Annotated in this window: 20 protein-coding genes; 7 read left to right on the plus strand and 13 right to left on the minus strand. The window is 41.0% G+C overall.

Annotated elements, in window-relative coordinates; translation table 11 throughout:
* The first annotated feature begins 13 nt into the window (after positions 1–13).
* Positions 14–610, plus strand: a complete 597-nt coding sequence (locus F931_RS17310) for a hypothetical protein (RefSeq protein WP_025470402.1) — start codon at positions 14–16, stop codon at positions 608–610.
* A gap of 57 nt (positions 611–667) precedes the next feature.
* On the opposite strand, the gene atpC is transcribed toward F931_RS17310, so the two are convergent.
* The 10 genes from atpC to znuA form a co-directional block, all read right to left on the minus strand.
* On the minus strand, positions 668–1087 hold the full coding sequence (gene atpC / locus F931_RS17315; RefSeq protein WP_002114076.1) for a F0F1 ATP synthase subunit epsilon: 420 nt from the start codon (positions 1085–1087) through the stop codon (positions 668–670).
* Between the two features lie 17 nt (positions 1088–1104).
* Entirely contained in the window at positions 1105–2499 is a 1395-nt protein-coding gene (gene atpD, locus F931_RS17320; RefSeq protein WP_002114045.1) for a F0F1 ATP synthase subunit beta, read from the minus strand.
* Positions 2500–2529: 30 nt separating this feature from the next.
* Complete coding sequence (atpG, locus tag F931_RS17325) at positions 2530–3399, minus strand: F0F1 ATP synthase subunit gamma (protein WP_002114131.1); 870 nt, start codon at positions 3397–3399, stop codon at positions 2530–2532.
* A 77-nt stretch (positions 3400–3476) separates the two neighbouring features.
* Positions 3477–5021, minus strand: coding sequence for a F0F1 ATP synthase subunit alpha (gene atpA / locus F931_RS17330; RefSeq protein ID WP_002114049.1), 1545 nt, complete (start codon positions 5019–5021; stop codon positions 3477–3479).
* 46 nt (positions 5022–5067) lie between these two features.
* Positions 5068–5604, minus strand: coding sequence for a F0F1 ATP synthase subunit delta (gene atpH, locus F931_RS17335; RefSeq protein ID WP_002114070.1), 537 nt, complete (start codon positions 5602–5604; stop codon positions 5068–5070).
* A gap of 12 nt (positions 5605–5616) precedes the next feature.
* Positions 5617–6087, minus strand: a complete 471-nt coding sequence (gene atpF / locus F931_RS17340) for a F0F1 ATP synthase subunit B (protein WP_001024691.1) — start codon at positions 6085–6087, stop codon at positions 5617–5619.
* 38 nt (positions 6088–6125) lie between these two features.
* On the minus strand, positions 6126–6371 hold the full coding sequence (gene atpE / locus F931_RS17345; RefSeq protein ID WP_000424060.1) for a F0F1 ATP synthase subunit C: 246 nt from the start codon (positions 6369–6371) through the stop codon (positions 6126–6128).
* Between the two features lie 84 nt (positions 6372–6455).
* Positions 6456–7331 carry a F0F1 ATP synthase subunit A gene (gene atpB, locus F931_RS17350; protein WP_016142501.1) on the minus strand — a complete coding sequence of 292 codons (876 nt, stop codon included), beginning with the start codon at positions 7329–7331 and terminating at the stop codon, positions 6456–6458.
* Positions 7332–7435: 104 nt separating this feature from the next.
* Positions 7436–7834 carry an ATP synthase subunit I gene (gene atpI / locus F931_RS17355; protein WP_002114124.1) on the minus strand — a complete coding sequence of 133 codons (399 nt, stop codon included), beginning with the start codon at positions 7832–7834 and terminating at the stop codon, positions 7436–7438.
* Between the two features lie 169 nt (positions 7835–8003).
* Positions 8004–8843 carry a metal ABC transporter substrate-binding protein gene (gene znuA, locus F931_RS17360; RefSeq protein ID WP_016142502.1) on the minus strand — a complete coding sequence of 280 codons (840 nt, stop codon included), beginning with the start codon at positions 8841–8843 and terminating at the stop codon, positions 8004–8006.
* A 127-nt stretch (positions 8844–8970) separates the two neighbouring features.
* On the opposite strand from znuA, the gene zur reads away from it, so the two are divergent.
* The 3 genes from zur to znuB are packed head-to-tail and all read left to right on the plus strand — an operon-like array spanning position 8971 to position 11042.
* The gene (gene zur, locus F931_RS17365) at positions 8971–9468 is read left to right on the plus strand and encodes a transcriptional repressor (protein ID WP_016142503.1); all 498 of its coding nucleotides are present in this window, start codon (positions 8971–8973) and stop codon (positions 9466–9468) included.
* A complete protein-coding gene (gene znuC / locus F931_RS17370) occupies positions 9441–10229 on the plus strand; it encodes a zinc ABC transporter ATP-binding protein ZnuC (protein ID WP_025470403.1) in 789 nt (262 codons plus the stop codon). Before zur ends, znuC begins: the two co-directional genes overlap by 28 nt.
* Before the next feature lie 3 nt (positions 10230–10232).
* Positions 10233–11042 carry a zinc ABC transporter permease subunit ZnuB gene (znuB, locus tag F931_RS17375; protein WP_016142505.1) on the plus strand — a complete coding sequence of 270 codons (810 nt, stop codon included), beginning with the start codon at positions 10233–10235 and terminating at the stop codon, positions 11040–11042.
* A gap of 1 nt (position 11043) precedes the next feature.
* Here the strand turns inward: znuB and F931_RS17380 are convergent, their stop codons facing one another.
* The gene (locus F931_RS17380; protein WP_016142506.1) at positions 11044–11670 is read right to left on the minus strand and encodes a LysE family transporter; all 627 of its coding nucleotides are present in this window, start codon (positions 11668–11670) and stop codon (positions 11044–11046) included.
* Between the two features lie 158 nt (positions 11671–11828).
* On the opposite strand from F931_RS17380, the gene F931_RS17385 reads away from it, so the two are divergent.
* Entirely contained in the window at positions 11829–12749 is a 921-nt protein-coding gene (locus F931_RS17385; protein ID WP_016142507.1) for a Dyp-type peroxidase, read from the plus strand.
* A 45-nt stretch (positions 12750–12794) separates the two neighbouring features.
* On the opposite strand, the gene sfcA is transcribed toward F931_RS17385, so the two are convergent.
* Positions 12795–14492 carry an NAD-dependent malic enzyme gene (gene sfcA, locus F931_RS17390; protein ID WP_016142508.1) on the minus strand — a complete coding sequence of 566 codons (1698 nt, stop codon included), beginning with the start codon at positions 14490–14492 and terminating at the stop codon, positions 12795–12797.
* A gap of 494 nt (positions 14493–14986) precedes the next feature.
* Here sfcA and argS point away from each other — a divergent pair, with 494 nt between their 5' ends.
* Both argS and F931_RS17400 read left to right on the plus strand, forming a co-directional pair.
* Positions 14987–16777, plus strand: coding sequence for an arginine--tRNA ligase (gene argS, locus F931_RS17395; protein WP_016142509.1), 1791 nt, complete (start codon positions 14987–14989; stop codon positions 16775–16777).
* A 155-nt stretch (positions 16778–16932) separates the two neighbouring features.
* Complete coding sequence (locus tag F931_RS17400) at positions 16933–17547, plus strand: SPOR domain-containing protein (RefSeq protein ID WP_016142510.1); 615 nt, start codon at positions 16933–16935, stop codon at positions 17545–17547.
* Positions 17548–17587: 40 nt separating this feature from the next.
* On the opposite strand, the gene F931_RS17405 is transcribed toward F931_RS17400, so the two are convergent.
* Positions 17588–18256, minus strand: coding sequence for a glutathione S-transferase (locus F931_RS17405; protein ID WP_016142511.1), 669 nt, complete (start codon positions 18254–18256; stop codon positions 17588–17590).
* Positions 18257–18320 lie beyond the last annotated feature (64 nt).

The raw sequence follows: 18320 nt of genomic DNA on the forward strand, positions 1-18320 counted from the left end.
GTTGTTTGTAGTTATGAAAAAAGTTTTACAGGGTGCATTTCTTCCTTTTGTAATTTTTGCCTCAGGCATGCTTTTACTCGGGTGTGATCAAGCACAAGACCATGCTAATGATCAAGAAAAGACTGAGATAACTGAACAATCATCTGACCAACCTCTTGAGCAACAAGAGTCCGATATTGCACCTAATAAAACTGAACTTAAAAGCGGTAATATTTTTTATATGGTCCGTGACGCTGCTAATTTACAGATTAAAGCTGGTGACTATGTTGAACAACTTAAAGATACTCAGCTGGATGTTGAGCAAGCGATCCAAGATAAAAATAAGAACGAATTAAAAACTACAGTCACAACTTTAAAACAGCAATTACAAGGATTAAATCAAGCTCTTCTGACTTTAGATATCAAAAGTCAGGAAATTGAAAATATTCGCCAAAGTTTATTACGTGCCAATCAACAAGCTCTTAGCATGCCATTACTGAATGGGGAATTAGATCAAATTGATTTTGACCAAATCGAAAAACAGCTTAATACCATTCAAATGGACATGGTGAAACTTGCTTCCATGATTATGGCTGGGGATGAAAAATCGGATTCAAAAACTGAATCTTAAAAATTAACTCATAAAAAAAGCCACCTTACGGTGGCTTTTTCAATCTCAAACCGGCAATTAGAGTGCGCGATTTTTGATTTTACGGATAGTTTCAAGCTGTGCAGCGGTTTCTGCCAAGGCAGCCAACGCAGCAGCTGAGTCCAAATCACTCTTTTGGTTTGCAAGCAATTGTTCAGCATTTTTACGTGCTTCTAAGATTGCAGCTTCATCCAAGTTGTCAGCACGGATTGCAGTATCTGCAAGAACCGTTACAACATGAGGTTGAACTTCTAAAACACCGCCAGATACATAGACGATTTCTTCTGTACCATTTTCCAACTGAACACGAATTGGGCCCGGTTGAAGCAAGGTTACTAGTGGAGCATGTCCTGGCAAAATACCAAGTTCACCACCAGCACCTTTCGCGATTAACATCGTTACTGCGCCAGAGTAAATAGACTCTTTAACACTTACGACATCACATTGCATAGTCGCCATGAGATGATCTCCTTAAATTAGAGTTTCTCAGCTTTAGCAATCACTTCGTCAATACCACCAACCATATAGAACGCTTGTTCTGGGATGTGATCGTATTCACCAGCTAATAGACCTTTAAAGCCACGAATCGTTTCTTTAAGCGGTACTAATTTACCAGGAGCACCAGTAAACACTTCAGCTACGTGGAATGGTTGAGAGAAGAAACGTTGGATTTTACGCGCACGGTAAACAACCAATTTGTCTTCTTCAGCTAACTCATCCATACCCAAGATTGCGATGATGTCTTTAAGCTCTTTATAACGTTGCAATACGTTTTGTACTGCACGCGCAATTTCATAGTGCTCTTGACCAACAACTAATGGGTCTAACTGACGTGAAGTTGAGTCAAGTGGATCGATCGCTGGATAGATACCAGAAGATGCGATGTCACGGCTCAATACTACTGTTGCATCTAAGTGAGCAAATGTAGTTGCAGGAGATGGATCTGTTAAGTCATCGGCAGGTACATATACTGCTTGGATCGATGTGATCGAACCAGATTTAGTAGATGTAATACGCTCTTGAAGAACACCCATTTCTTCTGCAAGTGTAGGTTGGTAACCTACCGCAGATGGCATACGACCTAACAATGCTGATACTTCAGTACCTGCAAGTGTATAACGGTAGATGTTGTCGACGAACAATAATACGTCACGACCTTTACCATTTTCGTCTTTTTGATCACGGAAGTATTCAGCCATAGTCAAACCAGTTAACGCTACGCGTAAACGGTTACCTGGTGGCTCGTTCATCTGACCGTAGACCATTGCTACTTTGTCAAGAACGTTAGAATCTTTCATTTCGTGATAGAAGTCGTTACCTTCACGAGTACGCTCACCAACACCAGCAAACACAGATAAACCTGAGTGAGCTTTAGCGATGTTGTTGATCAACTCCATCATGTTAACGGTTTTACCAACACCAGCACCACCGAATAAACCAACTTTACCACCTTTTGCGAACGGGCAAAGTAAGTCAATTACTTTAATACCAGTTTCTAAAAGGTCAGTAGAAGCTGCTTGTTCAGCATAAGAAGGTGCTTGACGGTGAATCGGCAAACGCTCTTCAGTCGCTACAGGACCTGCTTCATCGATAGGACGACCCAAAACGTCCATGATACGACCAAGCGTAGCTGGACCTACTGGAACAGAAATCGGTGCATTTGTGCTAGTTACATTAAGGCCACGTTTAAGACCTTCTGTAGAACCCATTGCGATGGTACGAACAACACCATCGCCAAGCTGTTGCTGAACTTCTAATGTAGTTTCAGTACCGTCAACTTGGAGAGCGTCATAGATCTTAGGAACGCTATTGCGCTCAAACTCGACGTCGATAACCGCGCCGATGATCTGAATGATACGACCGCTACTCATTGCTGTCTCCTCAATTCAAACTTAATAATGTTAAACGGCAGCGGCACCGCCAACGATCTCGGAAATTTCCTGAGTAATCGCGGCTTGACGCAGCTTGTTGTAAATGAGTTGTAGGTCTTTAATCAATTGTCCTGCGTTGTCTGTCGCTGCTTTCATCGCGACCATACGAGCTGACTGCTCACATGCAACGTTTTCAATCACACCTTGATAAACCATAGACTCGATATAGCGAACCAACAAACCATTTAACAATTCTTCTGCTTCTGGTTCGTAGATATAGTCCCAACCATAAGTACGGTTGAGATCATCGCCTTCTTCTGCTGGTGCTAAAGGAACAAGTTGTTCTACTTTAGGCTGCTGAGTCATTGCATTAACGAAGCCATTTGATACGAGATAGATACGATCTAATTCGCCTTTATCAAATGCATCAAGCATAACTTGGACTGAGCCAGTTAACTGTTCCAAACTCGGCGCATCGCCAAGTTGGGTAGTTGCACCGAGCACTTTACCGCCGTAATTCTTAAAAAACGAAACCGCTTTTTGACCAATTAAAGCAAATTCAACTTCAATTGACTGCTGTTGTTGTGCTTTGACATGCTGCACAACTTTCTTGAACAAGTTAATGTTCAAGCCACCTGCCAAACCACGATCTGAAGACACTACGATATAGCCAACGCGCTTAACCGGGCGATCAACCATATAACGGTGTTTGTATTCAGGGTTTGCTTGTACCAAGTGAGCAATTACACGGCGCATATTATCGGCATACGGACGGCCCTGAGCCATGCGCTCTTGCGCACGACGCATTTTAGAAGCAGCTACCATTTGCATCGCGCGAGTAATCTTTTGCGTGCTCTTGATACTAGCTACTTTGGCGCGAATTTCTTTTAAATTTGCCATACGCTTAACCTAGTATTCGAAAGCTCTTTCGAGCTTCCGAAGGTTGATCCGTGAACCAAACTTAACTAAAACTGAACTTAGTAAGTTTGAGTCGCTTTAAAGCTTTCAATACCTGCTTTGATTGCTGCTTCGATGTCTTTGTTGTAGTCACCAGTTTCATCGATTTGTTTCATCAACGGAGCATATTCTGAGCGGAAGTAAGAAATTAACGCAGCATCAAAGTCTACGATTTTCTTAACTTCTACGTCAGCCATGTAGCCTTCGTTAGATGCATAAACAGAAACAGCTTGGTCAGCAATTGAGTAAGGAGCATATTGTTTTTGCTTCATTAACTCAGTTACACGTTGACCATGTTCAAGTTGCTTACGAGTTGCTTCGTCAAGGTCAGAAGCGAACTGAGCAAACGCAGCCAATTCACGGTATTGTGCTAAAGCGGTACGGATACCACCAGACAATTTTTTGATGATCTTAGTTTGAGCAGAACCACCAACACGAGATACAGAGATACCCGCGTTCACAGCAGGACGAATACCTGCGTTGAATAATGATGTTTCTAAGAAGATCTGACCGTCAGTAATCGAAATTACGTTCGTTGGTACGAATGCAGATACGTCACCTGCTTGAGTTTCAATAATTGGCAATGCAGTTAAAGAACCAGTTTGACCAGTTACTGCGCCATTAGTGAATTTCTCAACGTAATCAGCAGATACACGAGAAGCACGTTCAAGAAGACGTGAGTGAAGATAGAATACGTCACCCGGATACGCTTCACGACCTGGTGGACGACGTAAAAGTAATGAAATTTGACGGTAAGCAACAGCTTGCTTAGACAAATCATCATAAATAATAAGAGCGTCTTCACCGCGGTCACGGAAGTATTCACCCATTGTACAGCCAGAGTACGGAGCTAAATACTGCATTGCAGCAGGATCAGCAGCCGCAGCAGCGACAACAGTTGTATACGCCATAGCGCCAGTTTCTTCTAGCTTACGTACAACGTTTGCAATTGTTGATTGTTTTTGACCAATCGCAACGTATACACACTTAATGCCAGAGTTTTTCTGAGCGATAATCGCATCGATCGCCATCGCTGTTTTACCAGTTTGACGGTCACCGATGATCAACTCACGTTGGCCACGGCCAACAGGAATCATTGTATCAACTGATTTATAACCAGTTTGAACAGGCTCATCTACAGACTGACGCCAAATTACGCCTGGTGCTACTTTTTCAACAGCATCAGTTAATTTCGCATCAATTGGGCCTTTACCATCAATTGGGTTACCCAAAGCGTCGACAACACGGCCAAGAAGTTCAGGACCAACTGGAACTTCTAATACACGACCTGTACAACGAGCTTTTTGACCTTCTTGAAGGCTTAGGTAGTTACCTAAAACAACGGCACCCACTGAATCCTGTTCTAGGTTCAGTGCCATACCAAATAAGCCGCCGTCGAATTCGATCATTTCACCGTACATTGCATCAGCAAGACCGTGAATGCGCACGATACCGTCGGATACCATAACAATGGTACCTTCGTTTTTAGCGGTCGCGCTGGTGTCCAGATCTCCGATACGCTGTTTAATGAGCGCACTGATCTCGGATGGATTCAGTTGTTGCATTGCGCTATTCCTCAATCTTTTATTAGTTCAGTCTTCATCATTTGCATTATGCAAGAAGACGAGTACGCATTTTTTCAAGCTTGTTAAGCGCAGAATCATCTATCACTTGATCGCCTGCACGAATTACAACACCTGCAATAAGCTCAGGTTTAACTTCAACTGAAACAGTTACAGTACTGTTAAAACGCTTTTCTAAAGCAGATTTCAACAGTTGCTCTTGTTCAGCAGTTAATGGGAAAGCCGATTCAATCACGACATCCACATTGTTGTTATTCTGTGATTTAAGCTGTTCATATTCTGCTTCAATTTCAGGTAACAACATTAAACGATCGTTATCTGCAAGAAGTGTCAAAAAGTTAGACACTGCTTGAGATTGATCTTCACCTAAAACTTTAGCAAAAAGCTTCACTTGCTCCGCAGGAGTAAGTTCAGGGCGATTTAAATAAGCGGAAAATGCTTCGTCTTGCACCGCAGCACTGAGCACTTGTAACGCATTCGACCAATTGTCTGTTGCACCTTGCTCAGAAGCATAAGCAAATGCTGCTTTGGCATACGGACGTGCCAACGTCAAGAGTTCAGCCATAATTCGCCTCGCTTAAAGTTTAGCAGCCAGCTGAGACAGCATGGCGTTATGAGCTTCTGCGTCAACTTGCTGGTTCAGGATTTTTTCTGCACCAGTTACTGCCAAAGCAGCTACTTGTTGACGTAATTCTTCGCGAGCAGAATTGATTTCTTGATCAACAGCTTCTTTAGCCTGTTGACGAATACGCTCACCTTCAGCCGCAGCTTGAGTACGAGCTTCTTCGATCAATTGCGCTGCACGACGGTTCGCTTGTTCGATCAATTGAGCCGCTTGTGCTTTAGCTGCATCAAGCTCTTGCTTAACTTGCGCTTGTGCATCGGCAAGGTCAGCTTTCGCTTTTTCTGCTGCATTTAAGCCATCAGCAATTTTACGCTGACGCTCACTAATCGCATTGATTAGTGGTGGCCAAACAAACTTCATGCAGAATGCAACAAAGAATGCAAACGCAATCGCTTGACCAATCAATGTGAGGTTGATATTCATTGCAATTCCTCAAATAGTGGATTTAGGAATTAAGATGATTAACCTACAAATGGATTAGCGAAGATGAAGAACAAGCCAATACCAACACCGATCATAGGCACAGCATCAAGAAGACCCGCGATTAAGAACATACGAGTTTGAAGTTGTGGAGCCAATTCTGGTTGACGAGCAACAGCTTCTAAAAAGCGACCACCCAAAAGACCAAAACCAATCGCAGTACCCAAAGCACCGAAAGCGATCAAGATAGCAGATGCAATTGCAACTAGACCTAAAGTGAGTTCCATGAAAAATTCCTCAGAGGTTAGGTTATTACCAAATTAAATTAAAAAAATTCAGCCCAACCATCATTTGATAGTTAGGCAATACCATTAATGTTTTTCGCTTGCCATGCTCAAGTAAACGATGGTAAGCATCATAAAGATGAATGCCTGCAACGTGATTACAAGAATGTGGAAGATCGCCCAAGGCACAGACAACGCCCATTGAATCCAGAACGGCAATAAAGCAATTAGGATAAAGATCAACTCACCGGCATACATGTTACCGAATAGTCGGAGAGCTAATGAAATCGGACGAGCAAGGAATGTTACCAATTCCAAAATCAAGTTCACTGGAATAAGCAACGCTTTTGCAACTGGGTTACTTGGGTTAAATGGGTTAAGTGCCAACTCGCCAACGAAACCACCAACACCCTTTTCGCGGATGCTGTAGAACAAGATAAGTACAAATACAGATAAAGACATACCTAAAGTAATGTTTGGATCTGTAGATGGAACGATCTTGAAGTAAACGTGGTGAGGGTCCATACCAAATACGTTTGCACCTACAAACGCTGCAACTTGAGGAATCCAGTCAACTGGGATCAAGTCCATTAAGTTCATGAGGAAAATCCACACGAAAATAGTGAGTGCAAGCGGAGCGATTAAACGTGATTTGCCATGAAAAGTATCACGGACACTTGAGTCAACAAACTCAATGATCATTTCAATTGCAGACTGGAATTTAGTTGGAACACCTGCATTAGCAGCTTTCGCAACGATCCAGAATAACAAACAGAAAATAACACCAAGGCCAATTGACCAACCCATTGAATCCAAGTGAATTGCAGTGAACCCCATCGAATGAGCTTCTTCAGCAGTCTCAGCCAATTTCCATGTACCGTCTGGCATTTTGCCATAGGTCATATTGGTCAAGTGATGCTTGATATACTCTGTCGAAGTGAGGGCATGTTCTTCAGCAGCCATAAATCACACCTGGTCAATGTCAATTACTAAAAAGAAGGGAAACGAACATCGGCGCACTGTCGATATCTCGCTACCCTCCAAAAAATCTTCAATTCTTCTTGTTTCTACACCCGTTTTTGTAGACGTGACACCCAGAACGGAGCGACCCACGACATTGCCTGAACGAGAATAAAACCAAACAGCAATGCTAACGGTGATAAAGGTTTAACATTGCTCAAAATCAAAATAAATCCAACGATCATGATTGCAAATTTGCCTAACATGCCCCTATACATGTTAGACAGCACTTGTTTTGATGCTCGTGCACCTGCTGTTCTGAAGGATTGCCACGAAAAATAACTCGTCGCAAGCCAGCAGACCAATGCACCAAGTGCCGCACTTAATGCTGCTGTCATGTCTTTTATGCTCCACGCTACAAGAGCGGAAACAGGGATCATACATGCTTGTAAGAAGACCAAAGCTTTTGCTAATCGTCGGTCAATCAAGCGACTAGTTTGGCTCATTTTTATCCACTCACAGCATAAATGCTTGACAAGTTTAGCTGATGATCGCTTTTAATCGCAGGCATTATAGAGTTACACCCCTGAACATGCAATCTTTTCCCGACTTTAGTCGGGGTTTTTCATGACAGGTGGTGCTGACGCTACAGTCAGCCTTTGTTTATTTTTTATGTTACTTTTGCGTACTTAATACACATTTATCAGTTTTTATTGCCAGTTTCTTCCATGCAGTGACGAAATCATCCTCATTATTCATGCTCTCGTCTACTGGCTGAAAAGTAATGTTACCTAATTTTTGATATTGATTCTTAGTGGTAAAACTTTCTGCCAACAAACACATCTGATTTTTTGGTCGGCTATCATTAAGATATTTAATTTGAGCTGCTGTTGGCGCTACATGAGGATCATCTGTTAAAGCACCAGCGAATTTTAAGTTTAATGAACGCTCTAAATATTGATACGCGTCATGATATGCCCAATATGGCTTACCATTACTTGAGCTATCATAAGCTTGTGCCGCCTGTAACATTTTACGAGCAAAGATATTGGCATTATTCCAGTACTTTGCCTTATTTTCAGGATGTTGCTGAGAGCGTAAAGCAGCAATAAAGAAACCAATTCGAACTGCATTGTTTGGCTCTAACCATACATGAGTATCTACTGTATTAGGTAAAGCTGCACCACGTGTACTGCGCTGAGGCAAAACAGAAACGATGCCACTATCTAATAGTGCAATTGCCTTTTTATTATTACCCAACAACTTATTTAAAGGCGCTTCATGCGCTTTACCCAACCAAATCACCAAAGAAGCATCATTAATTGCTTTACGGTGTGCTGGAGTTAATTGTACATCATGTCCAGTTTGCCCCTTTAATAAGAGTTGTGGTTCTTCAACCCCCTGAGTGACTTCTTTTGCAATCAGATAAATCGGGTGCGTAGAAACCACCAAACCCTGACTCCACCCTAACGTACTCAAAAGAGAGAACATACTGAAAACAAAAAAACGGAACATGACAGACCATCAATTTAAATTAGCTCGAAGCATGTTATAATATAACAAAGTTACAAAAATACCTAAGATTAATCGAATGAAGCATCGCTTCATGCTAATATTCCGTTAAAAATTCGAGGTTATCCTTATGAGTTCCTGCTCGCATGAACATCATGATTCTTTGCATGGTGTGCATGATCACCACAATGTCGCAAGCCGTTTAGCTGAAGCAGAAAGTTTATGTTCTGCGACTGGTGCACGTCTTACACCTTTGCGCAAAGAAGTTCTGGAACTCATTTTAAATGCGTCAGGCCCAATGGGCGCCTATGACTTATTGGCACGTATAAAAAGTCAAACTGATCGCCCTGCTGCGCCTCCAACTGTATATAGAACTTTAGATTTCTTATTAGAAAAAGGGCTCATTCACCGCCTAACTTCTATTAATGCTTATATTCCTTGCTGCCACCCGCGTGAAGGCCACCAAGCAGCATTCTTAATTTGTACCGAATGTCATATGGTTAAAGAGGCCTCTTCCCAAGGTCTTACACACCAGCTTGACCAGCTTGCAGCTTCAGATGACTTTATGGCTCAACACAGCATTATTGAAATTTCGGGGAAATGCCAACAGTGCCGCACAACTCCTTAAATCCTGTATTAATTCAGCTTGAGCAGGTTTCTATTCATCGTGATGATCGGGATATATTAAAAAAAGTTGATTTTTCCCTGCATCAGAATGAAATCGTGTCCTTAATTGGTCCTAATGGTGCAGGTAAATCAACACTAATTAAAGTTCTACTCGGCATTCTCCAGCCGAGTAGCGGGCGTGTTATTAATCATAAAAAACTTAAAATGGCTTATGTGCCACAAAAGTTTAACCCGTCACACAGCTTACCTTTGCGTGTTCAAGACCTACTAGACCTAGAAAAATGCAGCCCTGCCCTGCGTCAGGAGATTATTCAAGACACAGGTATTTCAAAGTTACAACAATCAAAAGTACAACAACTTTCTGGTGGAGAGCGCCAACGAGTACTACTGGCTCGCGCTCTACTTCGCCAACCAGATATTTTAGTTCTTGATGAACCCATGCAAGGTCTAGACATTCAGTCAGAAGCGGAACTTTATGATTATGTCCGCAGTCTGCCAGAACGATATGGGTGTGCGATCTTAATTGTTTCTCATGACTTACAATGGGTTATGCAAGGAACACACCGTGTAGTGTGTTTAAATAAACATATTTGCTGTAGCGGGCTACCCGAGAATATCCAACAACACCCTGAATATCAGGCAATCTTTGGAACTCAAAGGGTCTTCTATCAACATCATCATGACCATTGTGCTCACGGGGATGCTGCACACCCGTGCCCTCATAATGACCGTCCTCACATTCACCCAGAACCGGAAGCTTAAGCCATGATGGAATGGTTACAATTATTGTTGCCCGCATGGATTATGGGAACCCTGCTGGTATTTTTGACCGCGCCTCTGGGTTGTCTGATGCTTTGGAGACGTATGTCTTTTTTTGCTGATACGATGGCGCACGGTACACTACTTGGGGTTGCTATTGCTGGAGCCTTAAGTCTTCCATTATGGCTTGGCGTTGCAGGTACGGCGGTTTTACTGGTAGGCGTTTTATGGGCTTTACATGACAATCGCTTACCCAATGATGCTCTACTAGCCTTATGTTCAGCGTCCTTACTGTGTAGCGGCTTACTATTTATTCAACATGTTCCAAGTTTAAGACCAGAGCTTTTAAGTTATTTATTTGGCGACTTGCTCAGCATTGATTGGCCCGACTTACCCGTTTTCACTTTAATTATTGCGATATCACTCGTGATTCTTTACCGTTTTTGGCAGCCGCAAATACAGTTTGCAATTGATCCAGATATCGCAATTAGTGAAGGGGTGAATGCAAACTGGCAACGCCTTATTTTTATGCTGTTATTGGCTTTATTTACAGTCTTAGCTTTGCGTGCTGTAGGTTCTTTGCTAATGGGTGCATTACTCGTGATCCCCGCTTTAAGCGCTCGCCTATTGGCAAATTCGCCAAAGCAAATGGTGATTTGGGCATTCGTGTTAGCCCAGCTCGGCGTTAGTGTCGGTTTATGGTCAAGTGCAGCACTCAATATCTCTACAGGCCTTAGTATTGTTTTATGTATGGCTTTGAGTTTTGCTGTTATTTTTATAACTCAAAAAATAAAAAATCAGACACAGGCGGCCTAGATTAGGACGCCTGATGAACTGTGCTTAATAATAAAGCCGCACAACTAAACATCACAGCAAAGCCCCGATTTAAATATTTTTGCTGTCTAGGGGATCGAAGCAATCTTAAAACCTTTGACGCCAATCCCGTGTATCCTGCCATTACTATCAAATCAATCGTAATCATAGTGGCTGCCATAATTAGATACTGTATCCATTGAGGCTTACTCAAATCCAAAAACTGCGGCAACACAGCCAATAGAAACACGATCGCTTTAGGATTACTAATATTGATCACAAAACCATTTAATAGCAAAGCCGAAGCAGACTTATCTCTTTTTTCTTGTTGAATTTCTATATCTTTCACAGGTGCTGTCCACTGCGAATAAGCAAGATATAACAAATACGCCACACCGAACCATTTAATAAACTGAAAAGCTAAAGGAGTCGTTGCAAATAAGACCCCAACACCTGCTGCCACCACCATAATTTGAAGCAGCAAAGCAATTTGCATCCCAATCACATTCCAGTAACCATGTCTAAAGCCATAATTTAGACCACTCGACATTGAAGCAATAGCTCCAGCACCCGGAGAGATACTAATGACCCAACAGGCCAACATATAGGCAAACCAAACTTGCAAAGACATAGTAAAAATAGACAATAAAAGTGGAATTATACTGTTTTATAAAACGATATTGATGAGAATTCAAACAATAAAATCAAGAAATAGACTACTAACCGCTCTTCGCATCAGGCACAATAATTACAGCTCATACTAAATTATAATTGAGGAGATACCTTCCAATGACTGCTCAATCTGTCATTTTGCCGTTGCCATCAGATCATGCCCGTTTTATTGTTCTTCGTTTAAAAGACTTATCAATTGATGAATTAAAAGAACAAATTGAAGCGTTGTTTGAAACACGCGACCGTCTCATTACTCAGCATTCAGACGCGCAAATTAAAACAGCAGTCGCTTTTGGTCCAGAACTTTGGAAGCAACTTTACAGTCAATCTCCTGCTGGCTTTAAACAACTTGAACCAGAAAATGGCGCATTTAACATGCCAGTTGTACCAGCTGATGTGCTTATTCATATTGCCAGCATGCGTTCTGATATTTGTTTTGCATTAAGCCAAGCATTTTTTGAAGGTATTAAGGATAAAGTGGAAGTTCTTGATGAGCGTGTTTGCTTCCGTTATTTCGATGGCCGAGATATTACAGGCTTTATAGACGGTACAGAAAATCCTCAATTTCCAGATGACCGCGCAGAAACAGCTCTTCTACCCGAAGAGGCTGGTGTATTTGCTGATGGTAGTTTCATTTTCGCACAGCGCTATGCACACGACTTAGAAAAATGGAAAAAACTTAAAGTCGATGCTCAAGAAAATGTCATGGGCCGTACCAAGCTTGAATCTATTGAATTAGATGATGACGTTAAACCGGAAAACGCCCATGTCGCCCGTACTGTTGTTGAAGACGATGAAGGCGAAGAAATGGAAATCTTGCGTCATAGTCTCCCTTATGGCGACGGCAGAGGCGATCAAGGTTTATTTTTTATTGCCTACACCAAGGACCTGAACATTATTGATGCCATGTTAAAACGTATGTTCGGTACAAGTGGAGATGGTATTCACGATCGCTTATTGCATTTCGTGACCCCGCTTGATGGTGCTTACTATTTTGCACCTAGCGAAGAATTACTCGAAGAAATTTTAGAAGGATAAAATAAAAAAAGAGGAGCTTAAGCTCCTCTTTTTACATTCTCATTCTTAGAAAGGAATACGCTTATATTTGCGATATTCAGGTTTCCAGAATGATTGATCAATCTTCTGCTTAAGCAAATCATCGCTAATGGTTACGGCCACTCCATCTGCCATGGCAGCTTTCGCAACTTCAAATGCAATCACTTTAGAAACTTGCTGAATTTCACCTAAAGGTGGTAATAGATCAGCTTGTGGATCTTTCAGTAATGGTGAGCAATTCGCTAAAGCACTACTTGAAGCCATTAACATATTTTCAGTAACACGTTTAGCACCTGATGCCACCACACCCAAACCAATGCCTGGGAAAATGTACGAGTTATTACACTGAGAAATATTATAAAGTTTGCCGTGATGATTAACAGGAGCAAACGGGCTACCTGTTGCAATTAATGCTCTACCTTCAGTCCACTCCACAATATCAGCCGGTACTGCTTCAACACGAGAAGTTGGATTAGACAATGGCATGACAATTGGGCGCTCACAATTCGCCGCCATGGTCTTGATAATCTCTTCTGTAAACAGACCCGGTTGACCAGAAACCCCAATTAACACTGTAGGCTTAGCGTTTTTAACAACATCAAGTAGTGAAATCACTTCTTCGATATTGCCCCACTGATCAACCACCTCAGCTTTTTGCGCTAACTTACGTTGGAAATCTAATAGGTTTGGCTGATTTTCGGTAATCAAACCAAAGCGATCCACCATGTAAACGCGTGCACGTGCTTCAGCGTCCGTCAAACCTTCAGCAACCATTTGCGCAACAATTTGCTCTGCAATGCCACAACCTGCTGAGCCTGCACCTAAGAAAGCAATTGTTTGATCTTTTAATTGTTTGCCCGCTGCACGGCTCGCAGCAATCAAACTACCTACAGATACCGCCGCTGTTCCTTGAATATCGTCATTAAAACAACAAATTTTATCGCGATATTTTTCTAAAAGTGGCATCGCATTTTTTTGTGCGAAATCTTCAAACTGAATTAATGCTTTTGGCCAACGACGCTTTACAGCTTCAATCACCATATCGACAAATGCGTAATATTCATCACCACTAATACGTGGCTGACGCCAACCCATATAGATTGGGTCATTTAACAATTGTGGATTATTCGTCCCTACATCAATTGTGATTGGCAATGTATACGCTGGGCTAATTCCACCACAAGCGGTGTAGAGTGAAAGTTTCCCAATAGGAATACCCATACCACCAATGCCTTGGTCACCAAGACCTAAGATACGTTCACCATCAGTAATCACGATCACTTTTACATTATTTTTATTTACGTTTTGCAAAATATCATCAATCACATCACGATCTGGATATGAAATAAAAACACCACGATGACGACGATAGATATCAGAGAAGCGTTGACATGCCTCACCCACGGTTGGGGTATAAATAATCGGCATCATTTCTTCAAGATGATTTTCGATTAAATGATAGAACAAGGTTTCATTGGTATCTTGGATATTACGCAGATAAATATGACGGTTAATATCGTCAGTAAAAGCGCAATACTGCTGATAAGAGCGCTGGCTCTGCTCTTCAATAGTCTCAATAATATGGGGGAGTAAACCGTGTAAGTTAAAGTTACTTCTTTCTTCTTCAGTGAAAGCCGAACCTTTATTTAAAAGGGGTAACTCTAAAAGTGTAAAACCTGCATATGGAATATAAAGGGGATGTTTACTTGGGTGTCCTGATATCATTGCCTATCTCATTTTCCAGCTTAGAGTAGAGAAAAACACGTTTTGTATGGTCTCTAAAACTCTTTGTGCGTATAAGCTTAAGCCTAATTCGTTCAAAATAGATATTTTAAACCGTGATGTCAAAATTAAACACTATTTAGTTAAAACATGTTCAAAAATAAACAATAAAAATCAATAGTTTATTATTTTCATTTTTTTAAAAATTTCTTTTATTTCCTCCATTTTGAAAGCCATAATTATATGATTTATTAGTGAGAGGTATTTCCACAGGAAATAATCTTAAATTTAACACGGATTTTATAAATCAAAACTACCCAAAAGGTTTGTAATTCTTAATTTTCAGAATAATAAGGTTATTCACCAGCCAACATTCATTTAAAAAATAATCATCAGTAATTTGCAGAAAGAATTAGTGGAATATTAAATCCCCTCCCCTAAGTCATCGGAAATTTGCTATATTTAACGTTTTTCTGCGACATCTATTTTCGATTGATATGAATACGGCAATACAAGCAGCTCTCGACCATGCAGTGCAAACTCTTCAACAAGAAGGGGTGCTTCCTTCCGACTGGAAAAACACAAGCAACTTAACACGCACCAAAGACCGAAGCCATGGCGACTTTGCTTCTAATATTGCCATGATCGGTTCGAAAGCTGCTGGTATGAAACCACGCGATTTAGCTGAGAAAGTTCTAGCTGCGCTACCAGAAGTGGCCGACATCAGTAAAGCTGAAATCGCAGGTCCCGGATTTATTAACTTCTTTTTAAATGCAGACCAGCGCTTTGCTATTCTTGACCAAATTCAGGCACAAAAAGAAATTTTTGGTCGTAGCCAAGCAAATGCAGCGAAAAAGATCCAAGTTGAATTTGTTTCTGCAAACCCAACGTCTAGTCTACATGTAGGTCATGGACGTGGTGCGGCATATGGTATGACTGTTGCTAATTTACTTGAAGCAACGGGTGCTAAAGTTGACCGTGAGTACTACGTGAATGATGCTGGCCGTCAAATGGACATTTTGGCGACTTCTACTTATTTACGTTATTTGGAATTACTTGGGCAAAACCTTGTATTCCCTAAAAATGCATATCAAGGCGATTACGTTAAAGAAATCGCACAAAGCATTATTGATAAAGATGGCGATGCTTACGTTCGTGAAGTTGCGAATGTTTATAAAGATGTACCAGAAGATGTGCAATATGCTGAAGAGCTAGATAGCGAAGGCAACAAAGTTGTGTTATCTGGTGATAAAGAAAAGCATATTGATGGCCTTATTGCCAACTCACAACAATTGTTAGGTGAAGGCTACCGCGTATTCCACCAAGCAGCGCTTCATGCCATTTTAGATGATATTAAAGATGACCTTGCGGACTTTGGTGTAACATTCAATCAATGGTTTAGTGAAGCATCTCTTAGCGCGAAAATTGATGAAGCTTTAGAAACCCTAGATCAACGTGGCTTCCTTTATGAAAAAGATGGCAACATCTGGTTTAAATCGACTGAATTTGGCGATGAAAAAGACCGTGTTGTTAAGCGTCGTAATGGCCAAACCACTTACTTTGCATCTGACATTGCATACCACTTAAATAAATTACAACGTGGTTATACTGACCTTATCGATATTTGGGGTTCTGACCACCATGGCTATATTTCTCGCGTAAAAGCGGCAATTGATGCAATGGGTTATGACTCTAAAAAACTAACTGTACTTTTAGTTCAGTTCGTAAGTTTATGGCGTGGCGGTGAGATGGTTCAAATGTCATCTCGTTCAGGTCAGTTTGTGACTTTACGCGACTTACGTAAAGAAGTTGGCAATGACGCAGCTCGTTTCTACTATGTGATGCGTAAAAGTGAACAACACATTGACTTTGACCTCGACCTTGCTGTTTCACAAAGTAAAGACAATGCTGTGTACTATATTCAATATGCACATGCACGTATTTGCCGTATGTTAGAAAAAGCAGCAAGCACAGGCTTACAATTTGATGTAAATACTGCTCGCCCACATGCAGCACGCTTATCTCTTGATGCAGAAACCGAGATTCTTGCTAAACTGGCAGCTTACCCAGATGCGGTGGTACGTGCTGCAAATGCATATGAACCTCATCAGGTTGGTAACTACTTAAAAGAGTTAGCTGCCCTGTTCCATGGTTGGTACAATGAACATAAAGTATTAAGCGATGATGCAGAGCTTACACAAGCCCGTTTATTACTTTCAATCAATGTACAACAAGTGTTGCGTAATGGTTTAGAATTACTTGGTGTATCTGCACCAGAATCTATGTAATAAATATATTGCATGACATCGAAACAAAGGTCATGCAATATAGTAAGCGGTGGTTTGTACAGTTAAACTATCAGTACAAACCCCTGTTTTTAGCATCGTAAGACGAGAATCAAACTCGAATTAAAAAACAATCAAAATACAGAGGAATAATCCACGTGTTTGGCAAAACGCAACGCGGTGTATCTGAAAGACCTAATAAGCCTAAAAAGCCCCTAATTCCCAAATGGTTAGGGACACTTGTCGCTATTTTGGCGGTCTTATGTATCGCTGTAATGCTTATGCTTTGGAAACCTTGGCAACCTGTTCCTGCGAAAAATCAGATTACCTCTGAACATTATCAAGAAGAAGATACCAATAAAGACTATCGTTTCTACGATCTATTACCTCAGCAACAGGTCACTCCTATTCCTGAACAAGCAATCCCTGAAAGTAAAAATCAAGGCACTGCTATGATTGTTGAGGCACCAAGCACAACTCAACCAGCTGCCTCTGAAAGTGCAGGAATTGATAGTGAACAATCAGCTAATATTCCTCAGCAACCTACTTATATTTTACAAGTTCGTAGTTATAACGACCCTGATCAGGCCGATGCCCGCCGTGCAGAAATCATTTTAAATGGCTTATCTGCTGACGTAGTTAAAAGTACTGAGAATGGCCAAACATGGTATCGTGTTATTTCTGGACCTTATGATACTCAAGAAGCTGCATTGGCTGCTCAGCAGACCTTACAACACAGTGGTATTGACTCCATCGTAATCAAACGCAAGTAAAATGAAAATAAAAAAGGAACAAATATTTGTTCCTTTTCTTTTAAATATCAACGCAATTCCTTTCACTAGAACCAATCCCCTTTTGTTTCGCTTTTTGAAACGCGGGTCTTTGCTGAATACGATATAAAAAAGCTTGAATATGAGGATATTTACCCTGCAAGCGAGATTGTAAAGCCTCCAAAGGAAAGCTCATTTGAATATCAGCAAATGAAAAATCACCTGCGAAATATTCGTGCTCAGCCAAATAGTTTTCTAAAAAACTAATATGATCTTTCATACGAGGGCGAACAAAATTTGCCTTTACACCTTCTGTGATTTTTTTAGCTACTGGTTGAATTAACCATGGCACATGCTTGTTTACACTATTCATGACCAAAGTCATCACCAATAACGGCATTAGTGAACCTTCTGCATAATGCATCCAGTAAATATACTGCTGTAAATCTTGAGGTTCTGTAGGTTTAAATTGTTGTTTCTGATCATAACGCTGCTGTAAATATTCTAAGATCACAGCAGATTCTGCGATGACTTGCTCATCATCAGTCAAAATTGGAGCTTTGCCTAATGGGTGAATACATTTCAATGTTTCTGGAGCAGAGTAGTTAGGTAAGCGTTGATAATAATGAATATCATAATTTAAGCCTAACTCTTCTAAAGCCCATAAAATTCGAAACGATCGCGAACATTCCAGGTGGTGCACACTAATCATGTTAATGCCTGCTTTTATTTTTCTTTTTACATAAAAAACAGCATGTGAACATGCTGTTTTATTC

Origin of the sequence: Acinetobacter pittii ANC 4050 (assembly GCF_000399685.1) — a bacterium.
Lineage (GTDB): Bacteria > Pseudomonadota > Gammaproteobacteria > Pseudomonadales > Moraxellaceae > Acinetobacter > Acinetobacter pittii_E.